Source organism: Paraburkholderia sp. SSBN10T (assembly GCF_056619545.1).
This window is the reverse complement of the sequence record NZ_JBWQQI010000008.1, coordinates 183,488-196,879: the sequence shown is the minus strand read 5'-3', so window position 1 is coordinate 196,879 and position 13,392 is coordinate 183,488. Positions and strand designations below refer to the sequence as shown.

Sequence of the window (13,392 nt, the reverse complement as noted above, 5' to 3'; positions counted from 1 at the left end):
CGCAATGGTAGAATCGCGTCCGCCCTGCCGGGGTGATGAAATTGGTAAACATAGCGGACTTAAAAAATTGAGTGCCCGACCGGAAACGGCCGGTGCAGAACCCCTCAAATTCGGTGAAACCCCTGGTTTTGCGCACGGCGCATCACCGCGGCAATGCCGAGCCAAGCCCGCCGTCGCAAGCATGCGAGGGTGCGGAAGGTGTAGAGACTAGACGGGGGGCGCCTAAGGCGGTGGCCGGCGGTATGCCGGCGCGGCCGCGATGGCGAAGGCATAGTCCAGCGCACGAACGAGGATGCCGCCTGGTATCGTCGGCGTCGAAAGACGTGGTGTGACGAAAATCCGCCGCTTAACAGCTTGCCGGTTCGAGTCCGGTCCCCGGCACCAGCTACCTTCCAGACGTTCACAACGTTTTCCCGGAAAATCCCGCTAATCCCCGCCATTGGGTGGACTACGACATCGACGACACGGTGACCCCGAGCGATTCGGTGCAATCCATCGCGAACGCAAAAGCATTTGCGTCGCACCTGGCAAATTTCCGTGGCCAGACCGGGAGCGCCGGAACTCAAGTCGCGACCGGGAACCCCAGGACGCGACAGGAACTTGACGAACAAATTTCCTGACGTTTCAACGTTCCAGTGCAGACGCCTCGCCCGAGCGGGGCTTCTCATTGGTGCTGCATCAAATGCTCCGCGCATACATCCAGCACGCCCTGCACCGTCGGCGATCTATAGTCGAGCCGCCAACCATCCACGAGCAGACCACACAAATCGGCGAGCCGGAGGCCTGCTTGGCCGAATACTGATGGTCCGTGTGCAACAGCAAAGACAAAGGGGCCTCGCGGCCCCTTGTAGTCATGCCCGGATACAGCTTGCCGTGTATCGCCCCGGTCCGAACCGCCCAGTAGGAACTAGCATTCCTCTATGCTACGATCCAGCGCGATACCAGCGTTGCTTGGTGGCGGTGTGCGCTACCCCCAGAGAGAGACTATGACAGCGACTTCCGACAGAGTTGGCTACCACTCTATCTTCGGTGGCATGTGGATCGATCAGGCCGATTGGCTGGAGCAACTGCAATCCAAAGGAGTTTCTCCGGAGCTTGCCAGCCTCATCGCCTCGTTCGCCGCGAATGGCTTTATCGTGCTGCAGGGTGCCGCGGACCTGTGCAAGGTCGACGCTTTCCAGGCGCAAATCGACCGCTCGTTCAGGGAAGGCAACCCGAAATTGTTTTACCAGAAGCACGGTTCGCGTGAGACCTTGCCGCTTAACGAGCCAGTGAACCGCCTCGGTTCGCGCGTCGTCGATTGCTATGGCGCTATGGATGAGGCACTGGATCTCTTCTCGTCGCCGCGCCTCATCGCTTTTCTGAACGCGATCTTCAGCGAAACGCCGCTCCTCTTTCAAAGCCTGAGCTTCGACCAAGGTTCGCAACAGGGCCTGCATCAGGATACCGCCTACGTTGTCGTCGATCGCCCTATGGAGCTCGCGGCGTGCTGGATTGCGCTCGAGGATGTCAAGGAAGGCTCGGGCGAACTGATGTATGCGCCTGGGAGTCACCGCCTGCCTGACTGGCCGTTTGGCGACGGGCGCAAGCACTTCGACGCCGATGTTGACGGCTGGGATGTCCACGAACAATGGTCCGATCGATTGCGAAGCTTTGCCGCCGATAGCGAGCGGGGCATCGAGCGTTTCCTCGCGAGGAAGGGCGACATTCTTGTCTGGCACGCCGACCTTGCGCATGGGGGCTCGCCCGTTGTAGACCCCGCCCTCACTCGCCAGAGCCTCGTCGGACACTTCTGCCCAGCCTCGGCACGACCACGATATTTCGACCATGGTGTATGCCGGAGCGCGGTCGTCCGGCGGGGGCCGCTGTGCTATTCGAGCATGTACTACGATCTGCAGCCCGAAGCACTTTCCCGCCGCACGTTCTGGAACTCGATCAGGTCCGTACTGGCGAAATAGGAAACGTCGTGACCTTCCGCGGCGCTTCGTTTCGGCTCTGGTGGTCGATCTATCGCGTCGGCGGGTGCCAGGTACCGGGAACGCAGCTCGAATGCGAATGGCAGCGTTCAACCCCATGACGAACTTGAACGCTGCTTACCTTTGGAAGGCGCCTTGCTTTCGCCTCCCGCTTTATAGGACAGTCACTACAGGCGGCATTAATAGGTAATGCTGTTGTAACCGTAGGTGCCGAGCCCACTTGAATAGGCGCCGCTGAGATTCAGCTTGCCGCGGGCAACCTCGCTTTGCCTGGTCTGGCTGAGGAGCCAGTCATAGCTATAGGTAATGCCGTTGGCATAGACCCAGGTCAACTTATGGCTGCCGTTAGCCAGCGCATTCCAGTAGATGCCCAACTTGGTAGACGTCCCCAATAGCGCTTTCAGCAAGGTGTTTTCCTCCGTCTCGGACGTAGTCGTCGGGTCCCAGGTTGCATACGGAACGGTTACGCCGGCAAGGCTACTGAAGAGCGTCTGGACCTGGTTCCAATACCCGGTGGCGGTGGCATCGCCAGTCATGTTGGTAGCCAGAATATTGTCGTCGGAAATCGAGTAGTACCAGTTCTGCCAATCAGCGTTGGTAATAATCGTTCCGTCGGTGGGGTACGTGTAGTAGACCTTGCCGTTATAGCTGGCGCTCTTGTTGTAGTTGTTGCCCCACTGCGAGGCGATCGCCCAGATGCCCGCGAAGTAGTTATCGCGCTGGGCTGCCATATCCAGTATCTGCATCCCGCCCATGGACTGACCGGACGCGTATATGCGATTGGTATCGATATTGTATTTGGACGTAATGTAGTCCATCAGTTGCCAGGTCGCGGGTATGTATTCGTTGCCCGTCAGGTTATCGGCCACACTCTGGCCTGAGTTAGGTATCTGCGGAATGACGACGATCAGTCCGGCGTAACCCTGAGCCTTAGCCAGCGCCTGCACCCTGTCTGAAGCATAGTTTGCCGCTTCCTGTGCCTCTGTCAGGCTGATCAGCGGGTCATCGCCCAAGCCGCCGGCATCTTCGATGTGTAGTACAACCATGTATTTCTTGCTCGCATCGTAACCGGAGGGGACGAAGAGGCTGTACTTCAGACTGACGTCATGGTACTGGCCATCATATTCGCTGAAGCAGTGGGTAGCCTGAAAGGGGCTCCCCGCCACCATGGAAAGTATGGTGGCATTTGGGTATGTGGTTGCAACGCCGTTTGCTGTCGTCCCGGAATAGGATGGCGTAACATCGTCTGTATAAAGCTTATAGCCCGTGATGCCGTTGATAACATAGGAAGTGTCATCGAGAACGGTGTCCAGGTAAACGGAGTTGTCACTGCCGTCTGGGGCGAAGTTATAGTAATAGTCTGATACGTAGTTACTTTTCACCGTGGTGCTGGGGCTAATGGTTACGTCTTCGTTGACGCTGATGGACGTCTTCTGTTCTACACCGCCGGCCACGCCTGCTCTCCAGTAAGGCACGGCGTTAGCCAGCAGATAACTGGTGTTGAGTTCGATGACGACATAATTGCCGCTGGCGGCGCCCGTGTGATTAGTCGAGTCAATCGTCGGCGTGGAGTTCACATAGACATAGGTGGGGGCGCCAGGAGTCCCAGTTTCTTGCGCAAAGGCCGGATACGCACCAGTCAAACCATTCCTCGTGGCCGCTGCGGCATCATCGTAATTCTGGGCAAGATTTGCATAACTAAGTGCGCTGTAGGTATTCAGGTTCACCGAGCCCGCTTTCAGCGTGTCCTTGTACTTGAGGACAATTGCCTGAACCTTGGGGCCGTCCAGGTCAACAAAAGAGATCGTGGAGACGCTCGAAATGGCGTCGTCAGCACTGGTCGTGGTTTTTAAGTCGCTACCGCAACCGGAGAGCCCCAATCCCAAAAGCATGCAGACGGCAAAGCATTTGTATTTCCTCACACTCAATGCGACTCTCATGCGATGTCTCCAATAGTCATATACGGACCATAATCAACGACCAGATTTCGTCGAAGAATTTTGTCTCTAGTGGAATACTATCCTTCGGAGAGCTTGTGCCGCCTTGGACAAAAGTAATGTTCGACAGAACTTTTTAATGAACGAATGGTTAACCCCGAGTCGATTACTCAGATGAAATGATCGGGCAATAACTGGAATGGTGTACTAAGCATCGAGCACCTGCGGTCGAATTTATATGTTTGCTGGGCGCGGCAGTTCGTGTGTATCGAAGCAGGGATGGCTGACCTCGGCGACATCAATCCTTTTCCGAAGACTCTGTGTCAAGCTCAACCGGAAGCCGGCGATCAACATGCCTGTGTGGATTTATCCATGCCGGCATGGTGCTTTACGAGGTTCATAAGCGTGCCGGCGATAAGCCGGAACGGCGCCGTGCCAGCCACGAGGTCGTGAACCGCTTTTACGCGCTCGCTGCCTGTTTCGTCCAGGAAGTATTCGCTGGTTCTGTGGAGTTGCGCAAATTCATCTTCCGTCAGCGCAGCCGCGAAGGTTTCTACGGATCGCAGTGGATGCGCACGTGCATGCTTTGCCTCGAACTCCGACAATGCACGGCGAATAGCCTCGATTCGGCCCGTGCCGTTAAGGACGATGAAGCGCTCCGCTCCGCCCCAACCAATCGTCAGTGGATCGGAGGAGGGGGCGAGGTGGTCGAGAGTGGGAATATCCATGACAACGGCATGAGGATTTTCCTCGAGCCATTGGCCGATACTCTCGGCACGCTTAGCCGTCTTGTCGACGGCAATCCCCGAGATGCCATGCTGTGAGCGTATATCCGAAAGCGGAACGGGCAAACGCGAATAGTCGCCCGCGTCGATATTTCCAGTGACCCACGATGCCGTATTGTGACGTTTGACTCGCGCAGTGTCAGTTACGGTACCTGGAAGCTCACGCATCCTGGCAAGACGAAGGAATCTGTTCGCGTTCGCGAGGATGCCCCCGCTGTCCTTTTGCCCTGGAGGCAACCCAGTCTGTGTCAGGTACTGCCTGGCCTCGCGTTCATCGTGTGCGTCGTTGGGTGACGAAGACTGATTTTGCTGCGCTCCGGATTTTCGGAAAGCCGCTTTGAACCGCGTGCCAACGCTCGTCCCCGGTTGACTTTTTAGCGGTGCTAATTGGACTGAATCTGGCCCGGGAACCGAACCGGAAGGAACATGGGTTTGCTGTGCTTCACGTGTGGAGGTTTCCGGTTCGTTCAGCGAGTGGTTGTCTCGGGACGAAGGGATGCGTTGAGAATCCATGAAAGCTCTCCGTGATCAACTTGTCCAGGATAAACGAATCCCGCGCGGGACGTTTAAACACAACAGGGCTAAAAGTATAGATCGCATAGGCCCCGCAGCGGACGATCGGAGGCCATATGGTTTCGTTTGAAAGCACGCTACTTAGTGCCGGTCCTGGCTTATGAATTGGGGGCGGGAGAGCTGTTTCGGGAAGCCAGGCGTGACCGGACAACAAGCATGATGCGTTCGAGTTCGGCGAGCTCACGATGGGCAGCCCAAAATCCGGACGTGCAGGCCGTGGCTTCGCGCCTGCAAACGTCCGTTCGACTGGCGAAGATGAGCTTGCGTCCTGGGCCAGAAGCTGTCCCTCGCGCAATATTGCCGTGACGCGGAAGAAACCGAACCGATAAACCGGTGGTCGGAGGCCGGTTTCCACGTTATCGTGAGGCTTATGAAACCTGCAAATTCAATCCCGCCGAATTCGAATCCTTCTCGTGCATGGGATGAGTGACAGGTGACGCTGAACACGAAGCTGGCTCACCTGATGCCGGCGCAGCGTGAGCAAGCCCGTGCAGTTTTGATCAGGCTGCTCAAGGCGCGCGCGATTCGCCGCTCTGGCGCTCTGACTGCTTTCCCATTGCGGGACGGTGGGCGCTTGAATGCTCAAGTGCGGCCATGACGCAGCGAAGTGAGGCAACTGTTAATTATGGTTAGCGATCTGGAAAGCAGTCAACGAGGATGGTCTTGGCACGTTGGGAGAAGCACGGCATCCACCGTCTGTTTTAAAACCTTTGGGGGGAACAGCATGAAAACTCTAGTCGCGACCGCATTGCTTGCGAGCCTTGGAATCAGCCTTTCTGGTTGTATCGTCCAGGGCCCCGGGGGTATTGCGCCTGTACCCGTTGGAATCACAATTGGATGGCATGGGGATCAGTACTATGATGGCCATCGTTACTGGGCGCACGACGACTGGATGCGAAATCATCCTGGTGATCGGGACCCGCACCGTGACCATGGCGATCGCCACGATGACGACCACCATCAAGAGGATCACTGACGGACGCATGATTCGACATCCGCGCTCTCTGCCTTGTGCGGGCCCTCGTGATGGTCTGACGCGTCACGCCGCACATCCTCGAGCAGTGCGTATCGATATCCCTGCGGCCAGCTTTGCCGGAACATCGGCTTGATACGCACTGTGTCAGTGCGCAGGGGTGGCCAGGCTTTGCCCCTGCAACTGTATGCAGTTACCTACTGGAGGAATCTATGAAAGTACACATGCACTGCGCCGTGGCTGCGGCAACGTTGATCGGACTGTCGATCCCGTTTTCCGCAGCTCACGCCCAACTCGGCAACCTGCTCAACCAAGGCACCAACGGTTCGTCTTCAGGCTTCGGCGGCTTGACCGGTGGCACTGCGTCGGGGAGTCTCGGTAGTCTCGGTAGTGCGCTGTCCGGTGGCTCGGTGACGTCCAGCAACAGCAGCAACGTCGCGGGCGTGCTGCAGTTCTGCATCAAGAATAACTATCTGGGCGGCAACAGTGCGTCGTCGGTCAAGGATTCGCTGATGAGCAAGCTTCCGGGTGGTGCGTCGAATTCCAATAGCAGCTACACCGACGGTGCCAACGGTATTGTCGACACAGGCAGCGGCCAGAAGCTGAGCCTCAGCGGCGATGGCGTCAAGCAGCAACTCACCAAGCAGATCTGCGACAAGATCCTCGACCAGGGCAAATCGATGCTGTAGGTATCGCAAGCTCAAATTCTGCGGGAGTGCTGATTGCCTGCAGGGTCGTCTTCCTGGCCGCACTGGGATGAGGTTGATTTCCCTCGGTTGGATGTACGAAATATTGAAGGCTATATCTTGATGACGTGCGCAAGGAACCCGGCCGAAGCCGGGTTCCTTGCCGTTTCTCTTGTGTGGATCGGCGGTTCAGCGGGTGTGCGCGTCGATTTCCTGCCGCAGACGCTTCTCTTTATCTTGAAGGTCCGGCGTAAAGGCTTCACCGAAATCGGCCGGCTCAAAAAACGGGCGGATTTCAATCTCCGAGTCACTTGTCATCGGGTTCGGGCAGCGGCGGACCCATTCGACCGCCTCGTCCATCGACTGGACTTGCCAGATCCAGTATCCGGCGATGAGTTCCTTCACTTCGGCAAACGGGCCGTCGACCACCGTTCGATCCTTCCCGGAAAACCTCACGCGAACGCCTTGCGAGCTTGGCTTCAGCCCGTCACCACCCTGCATGATGCCGGCCTTGACCAATTCCTCGTTGTATTGCCCCATGGCCGTGAGGAGTTCCATGCTGGGCATTTGGCCCGCTTCGGATTCGGGTGTCGCTTTGACAATGACCATCACACGCATTGCATGCTCCTAAAAAATATGATGAATTCCAGATTCGTGTTGAAAGGCAATCGCTGCCTTCAACAGCACGACGATTGATTGTCCGGGAAATCGACATGCAGCACCAAGATTTTCCACTTTCCGGTTCGACATGCATCAGGAGAGGCTCGCCGACGCCGCGGTGTCCCGTGCCGGCTTTCGAAGTCAAGGCGGACGGCTCACTTGTCTACCTGACGCTGGCCGAGGCCGCGTGAAAACGCGCGCGGAATGCAGCGCTCAAACTGCACCAAAAATCGCAATAATTCAAGGCCTTGCGCGATCGCCTTCTCTCGGGTTATACGAAGGCCGCCGGCGCCGGGGCGCGAGCGATGAGTTTGGCATCGGTCAACCGCCCGACGATGCCGACACCGACTTTTAGCGCGCGGAAAGTCCCGCCTTGTGCAGAAGGTCAAGGCGATATTGCACGGCCACATCATTCGATTAGACTAGCGCTTCACTATAACGGGGATTACGGAATGTCTACATACGGAAACTATGTCGAAAGCGTCAGGCAGAGGTTCGAGGCCGCGCGAATCAAGAGGGAGCGCAACGAGTATCAGCTTCGTCGGGCGGCGGCCTTTCTCATTGATCATGTGCGCTCGTATGCAGAGATCCCGCTCGGGCTTCCCGAAGCACTAGCATTGTGCGAGTACGATGGTTCATCTGCAAGTCTGATTCAGCCAACCGAATTGAGCGACTTTCCTAACGACACGACACTCAGATTTGGATTGAGCTTCAAGGCGCTGATCGACACTGCATCCCTCGGAAGCATCTTCATTCCCGTCATAGCCAGATGTGCCGAGGTGGATGGCGAGTTTATTCTCAACATCGACGACAACGAGTTGCCGTATACCCCCGATTCTGCGGAATCCGTTGAAACAGCGAGTGAACTCTGGAACATTTTGACCCGCAAATTCGACGAGCATCACCGCTAGCCGACGGGACCGAATGGCGCGATGAACATGCGCCAGATGCCGAACGGCGAACAGCTTTCGAATGTTTCCGTCGCCGGCGTGCACGCAAGTTCAAACAGCGTCGGGCCGCTCGCGCAGCCCGCTTTGGTTGGGTGCGTCACCGTCTTGTTTACGCGCTCCGCACGGGTGAGGGCGTCCCAAGGCAGCGCGCCTGGTGCGAGCCAACATGTGTGACAACCCACGCTCCACGGTGAAAGTGAGTTGTCCGCGGGCGGACCCGACACTAATGTGATTGCAACGCATCGCCCGGTTGGGGGCATCAGCGCGGTGATCACATGAAAGGGGCGCCCATGGACGGAATTCGAGCGTTCCGGCAGCGACTGATGCCAGGCGCCACCCGGGTGGCAGCCCTGGTCCTTGGCATTGTCGTGCTCGGCGGGCAGGCACGCGCTGCCGGACCCTTCGATGGCAACTGGAACGTCACGCTCACGTGCCCGAACACGGAAGAGGGCGTCTGGGGTTACACATATCACTTCACGGCGACTGTCTCCGACAGCGTGCTGCATGGCGAACAGGGTACGCGCAACACCCGCGGATGGCTGTCGCTCGACGGCCAGATCGGGCAGGACGGCAATGCGCGCCTCGATGCCGAGGGACTGACAGGCTCACCGGCATATACGATGGGTGGGGCGAAGCCGCTCACACCCTACGGGTTTGATGCCGACGCACATTTCGACGCGACCGGTGGAACAGGCAAAAGGCTTGGCACACGGCGTTGCGATCTGCTCTTTGTGAAACAGTAGAGCTGAGGTTGGCCCTTTCATAGAACGCATTAGATGGCCGCTATAGTCGCGCTACCGGCCGTCGTCGTGACGGCATCCTGATTGTGCGGTTTCCAACCGCTCCACATTGCATCGAGCAATGTGGAGCATCGTTAAAACCGGTACCCGATAGAGGCAAACGAGATGATCGGGTCGAGCTTGAGTTTCGTGCTACTCGTCACTGTCCCGGCCGCGGAGTGCGTAGTCAGAGTCGCCCGCGTCGACAGCCACATATACGACAACGAGACATCTACCGACCAGTGCTTGTCGATGTTATAGGAAAACCCGGCATTGACGACCGGTGCAAACGAGCTGCTCAGCTTCGCCGTGGTCGTCCCCTCCAGCTCGCTTCCGTAGGCTGACGAGTAAAGAAAACTACCGCTCGATACTGCCTGGCTCAATTTGACTCCGCTATACCAGACGTATGATCCACCCGCGCCAACGTAGGGACGGAAGTGACTCTGCGCATCGTTGAAGTAGTACTTCAGAAGCAGCGTCGGGCTCCATTCGTATGCAGAGCCGAGTTGCCCGAGCGCGGCAAGCGAGCCGGTACCGTTCAAATGGAACTTCGGCGGCGCACCAAATACCGCTGTCGTGGCGATGTGATCGGTGAAAAAATAGGTTCCCGTAATACCGAACGTATCGGAATCGTCAACCGACGCACCGGTGTTAGCCTCCGTTACGCTCGTGCCGACTGCGTTGACCGTGAGCGGTTTGCTCGAGTCCTGCGGCGCGAGATGGAACCAGCCGAGATTCGCGACGAAATCGCCGGCGCTCTGTGCTTGTGCGGCAGTACTCACTAACAATGCCGCCGCTAAACCGAATACTCGAGTCTGCATCACCTTGTCTCCTCTGTTTCAAACAGTTTTGTTTGTGAATCAGAGGTGATTCTATGCGCACGATCGTTCGATTCGCTATCCGATCCGTTGAGTGTTGTCTCTGAAATTTGGTAAGGATTTGGCGAGCCGCCAGGCGCTTCAATATCAGTTTGCAGTGCTTTGAATATGTGGAGCCATATTCAGTGAAAGGGAATCGGCCAAAGCCAAAAGCCCACTGGTTAGAGTGGGCTTCCGGTTGCCTTTTGGGAGGAAAATTACCTTGTGTCGCGGCGTTGCATGCAACACGAGCTTATTTAACCGCAGCGGAAACGCTATGCGCAAGGACTATCGCGAAGATGTGCGCGTCGACTTCCTTCTCTTTCCTTACGTGCCTGCGCTGTGGGCAGCGTGACTGGAAGGCACGTGCGATACAGGGAGACAGCCTGTATGGCGAGAACGCAAGTGTGCTTGATAGACGTGCGAGCCGGCGCATGGGTTCGATTGGCTCGCGTCCCGGCATGAGGATGAGAACGTGGCCGGAAACTGCACGACGCTTACGGCTGACCGGTTCGCGACGCTTCTGAAATGCCTGCAGGTACAGCGGGAGTCGGGCGATCCGGTTGCCCAGGTGGAGGTTGCGTTTCCTTGAGCGCCAGCCTTTCTATAGGCAGCGTCGTTGCGGCATCGATCTTGTCGACGTAGTGGAAGTGGTAGCGATCGTACGTAGCTTGCAATCTTCCGAAGCCATGGTAGAAGTCGTCGTGAACAGTGGTCCAGAAACCTAGTGGGTAGTGCGCACGTTCGAGACATGTTCCTTGCTGATCCGCGCCGTACTGTTCGTCATTGAAGATGAAATCCTCGGTTGTCTCTGGATCACACGACGCCACCGCGAGCGCGCAAAAAAATGCTGCAAGGACAATCCCAACTATTGGTGCGCGCATGTCGAGTCAATTCGTGGTGTTAACGGTGACTACAGACTCACGCAGGACAACAAAGTTTTTTACCCCGACCTTACACCTTGTTTCTCACAGGCTGGTTTCTGAATGGAGGCGATGACTGCGTCGGCGACGGTGCGCGGCCGGCCGACGCTCCGCGTTAGCGCGCCGCCAGCCGGAACACCCCGACGACGGAGCGCAGGCGCCCAGCCTGTTCGTCGAGCGATGAAGCCGCGGCTGCCGCTTGCTCCACCAGAGCGGCGTTCTGTTGCGTGACTTCATCCATCTGCGATACGGCCCGGCTGACTTGCTCGATACCGGTGCTCTGCTCGTCCGACGCGGCGGAAATCTCGCCCATGATGCCGGTTACCCGGTCAATCGATTGCACGATCTCGGTCATACGGTCACCGGCCACTTCGACGAGTCGCGTACCGTCACTGACGTTGGTGACCGATGCCTGAATCAGACTCTTGATATCCTTGGCCGCCGCGGCGCTGCGTTGCGCAAGCGCGCGCACTTCGCTCGCCACCACCGCAAAACCACGGCCTTCCTCGCCGGCTCGCGCGGCTTCGACGGCTGCATTGAGTGCGAGGATATTGGTCTGAAACGCGATCGTTTCGATTACCGAAGTGATCTCGGCAATCTTGCCCGACTCGTTCGCGATCTGATGCATCGTGCCGATCACTTCCTTGACTGTTGCGCCGCCGCGGGCAGTCGCTTCAGTTGCCTGGCCGGCGAGCACATTGGCGTGCCGCGCATTGTCCGCATTCTGTTTGACGGTCGCGGTGATCTGCTCCATGCTGGCCGCCGTTTCCTGCAGCGATGCCGCCTGCTCCTCGGTGCGTTGCGACAGATCGAGGTTGCCCTGGGCGATTTCGCTGGAGCCCGTCGCAATGGAATGACTGGCGGCCTGGATTTCTGCAACGATCGCGGCCAGTTTCGATTTCATGTCGCTTAGCGCGCCGAGCAGGCTGCCCGGGTGCGCGTGACGCATCTCCACTTCGATGTCGAGATTGCCGCCCGCGATTTGCGAGGCAATGTGGGCGGCGTAGGCCGGCTCGCCTCCAAGCGTCCGGTTGACGCTACGTGTCACCGCCCAGGCCAGCACCCCGACGGCTGCGAAAATGAGCGCCGCAATGGAGCCGAGAAGCGTCGCCAGCTTGTTGAAGGCCGCATTGATGTCATCGTAGAAGAAGCCTGTGCCGATCCACCAGTCCCAGTCCGGAATCGCGACGACGCCCTGCAGCTTGGGCACGGGTTCCGCGTCCGGGGTGCGCTTCACGAGCACGTCAACGAGGGCAATATGCGTAGCCGCCATGCCCTGGCGATACGCCTCGCTATCGGTCAGCCCCGTGGTGGTTTTATTGCCCTTCGCCCTGGTGCCGATGAAGCGGGCAATCGGATGCACGAGGTTGACCCCGTCAGACGTGGTGACCCAATAGTAGCTTTGGGTATTGGCATTGAGTTGCGCAACCGTGTCTTTGGCGGCCTGTTGCGCCTGATCGCAGGTCATGACGCCGCGCGCCTGCAAATCGCGGTAATAGTTGACCACGTGCTCGGCTTTCGTCAGGAGAATGACGATCTGTTCGCGCCGGCTATCGACCAGCGAACTGCGCAAGGTCTGCAGCGCTGTCACCGTCAAAAGCGCGACGCCGAGCAGCGCCGCGATCACCAGCGCCAATAACTTCGTAGAGAGTTTCACGCCCACGCCCCAAAATGGTAACTAACTAGTACATTTATCGGCATTATCGGGGCACTTCTTCAGTCGCCAGAACCCAGGGCAAACCCTTCCTGCAGCGGGAGTTCGGGGCGGGCGGTTGGGTGCGAGCTCTCTTGTCTCAGGCGTTCGCGAGAGCGCGTTTCAGCGGAGGGATCGATGCTTGAGTTACCGCCTGGCTACGAGTCGGTATGAGGCTATGGAGCCGGCGTGACGCACGAACGGATTGGGCCGGACTGCCAGTGTGCCGTGTGGGTCAAGCGTCTTTCTGAATCATGTCGATGCGCCGCTTGCCTTCTACATATCCAGCTTCACGGGCTAATTCTTCACTGCGAAACGTGGCGACCAGTTCCTCAAAGCGAATGCTTTGCCCAGCAAGATGAGCGTCCGCACCATGGCGGCAGAAATAGCCTGTGTAGTGCCACAAGGTGTCCGGAGCCGGTGGACCGTATGCAAGGATCGGTAGGACCCACACTTCGTATCCGTCATGTTCGATCTTGTCCCACATGGCAGTCTCCATCTGGAATTTGAAAGAATCGTAGCATGCAACCGGGGCGGATACGACAAGCACGCTGTTCATCAACGATTGGTCCTTCGCCTAGGGAGGAGGGCCGATAGGTA

General features: G+C 57.8%; 12 protein-coding genes. 5 read left to right on the top strand and 7 right to left on the bottom strand.

Features of this window, described 5'->3' with window-relative positions; all coding sequences use genetic code 11:
• The first annotated feature begins 986 nt into the window (after positions 1–986).
• The gene (locus tag AC1ECK_RS15210) at positions 987–1,958 is read left to right on the top strand and encodes a phytanoyl-CoA dioxygenase family protein (protein ID WP_480320460.1); all 972 of its coding nucleotides are present in this window, start codon (positions 987–989) and stop codon (positions 1,956–1,958) included.
• Positions 1,959–2,155: 197 nt separating this feature from the next.
• On the opposite strand, the gene AC1ECK_RS15205 is transcribed toward AC1ECK_RS15210, so the two are convergent.
• Complete coding sequence (locus tag AC1ECK_RS15205; RefSeq protein WP_480320458.1) at positions 2,156–3,916, bottom strand: prolyl oligopeptidase family serine peptidase; 1,761 nt, start codon at positions 3,914–3,916, stop codon at positions 2,156–2,158.
• Positions 3,917–4,260: 344 nt separating this feature from the next.
• The gene (locus tag AC1ECK_RS15200; protein ID WP_480320456.1) at positions 4,261–5,211 is read right to left on the bottom strand and encodes a hypothetical protein; all 951 of its coding nucleotides are present in this window, start codon (positions 5,209–5,211) and stop codon (positions 4,261–4,263) included.
• A 784-nt stretch (positions 5,212–5,995) separates the two neighbouring features.
• On the opposite strand from AC1ECK_RS15200, the gene AC1ECK_RS15195 reads away from it, so the two are divergent.
• Both AC1ECK_RS15195 and AC1ECK_RS15190 read left to right on the top strand, forming a co-directional pair.
• Positions 5,996–6,247: a hypothetical protein gene (locus AC1ECK_RS15195; protein WP_480320455.1), complete on the top strand. Its 252-nt coding sequence runs from the start codon at positions 5,996–5,998 to the stop codon at positions 6,245–6,247.
• Positions 6,248–6,456: 209 nt separating this feature from the next.
• Positions 6,457–6,933: a DUF2501 domain-containing protein gene (locus AC1ECK_RS15190; protein ID WP_480320453.1), complete on the top strand. Its 477-nt coding sequence runs from the start codon at positions 6,457–6,459 to the stop codon at positions 6,931–6,933.
• Positions 6,934–7,119: 186 nt separating this feature from the next.
• Here the strand turns inward: AC1ECK_RS15190 and AC1ECK_RS15185 are convergent, their stop codons facing one another.
• A complete protein-coding gene (locus tag AC1ECK_RS15185; protein ID WP_480320451.1) occupies positions 7,120–7,548 on the bottom strand; it encodes a YciI family protein in 429 nt (142 codons plus the stop codon).
• Between the two features lie 494 nt (positions 7,549–8,042).
• Between AC1ECK_RS15185 and AC1ECK_RS15180 the strand changes: the two genes are divergently transcribed.
• Positions 8,043–8,501: a hypothetical protein gene (locus tag AC1ECK_RS15180; RefSeq protein ID WP_480320449.1), complete on the top strand. Its 459-nt coding sequence runs from the start codon at positions 8,043–8,045 to the stop codon at positions 8,499–8,501.
• Positions 8,502–8,830: 329 nt separating this feature from the next.
• Positions 8,831–9,283, top strand: a complete 453-nt coding sequence (locus tag AC1ECK_RS15175; protein ID WP_480320447.1) for a hypothetical protein — start codon at positions 8,831–8,833, stop codon at positions 9,281–9,283.
• A 131-nt stretch (positions 9,284–9,414) separates the two neighbouring features.
• Here AC1ECK_RS15175 and AC1ECK_RS15170 read toward each other — a convergent pair whose 3' ends face one another.
• From AC1ECK_RS15170 to AC1ECK_RS15155, 4 genes are all read right to left on the bottom strand, one after another.
• A complete protein-coding gene (locus tag AC1ECK_RS15170; RefSeq protein WP_480320445.1) occupies positions 9,415–10,140 on the bottom strand; it encodes an OmpW/AlkL family protein in 726 nt (241 codons plus the stop codon).
• 533 nt (positions 10,141–10,673) lie between these two features.
• Positions 10,674–11,060 carry a hypothetical protein gene (locus AC1ECK_RS15165; protein WP_480320443.1) on the bottom strand — a complete coding sequence of 129 codons (387 nt, stop codon included), beginning with the start codon at positions 11,058–11,060 and terminating at the stop codon, positions 10,674–10,676.
• A 154-nt stretch (positions 11,061–11,214) separates the two neighbouring features.
• Complete coding sequence (locus tag AC1ECK_RS15160; RefSeq protein ID WP_480320442.1) at positions 11,215–12,756, bottom strand: methyl-accepting chemotaxis protein; 1,542 nt, start codon at positions 12,754–12,756, stop codon at positions 11,215–11,217.
• Positions 12,757–13,027: 271 nt separating this feature from the next.
• Entirely contained in the window at positions 13,028–13,279 is a 252-nt protein-coding gene (locus tag AC1ECK_RS15155) for a hypothetical protein (protein ID WP_480320440.1), read from the bottom strand.
• Positions 13,280–13,392: the final 113 nt, after the last annotated feature.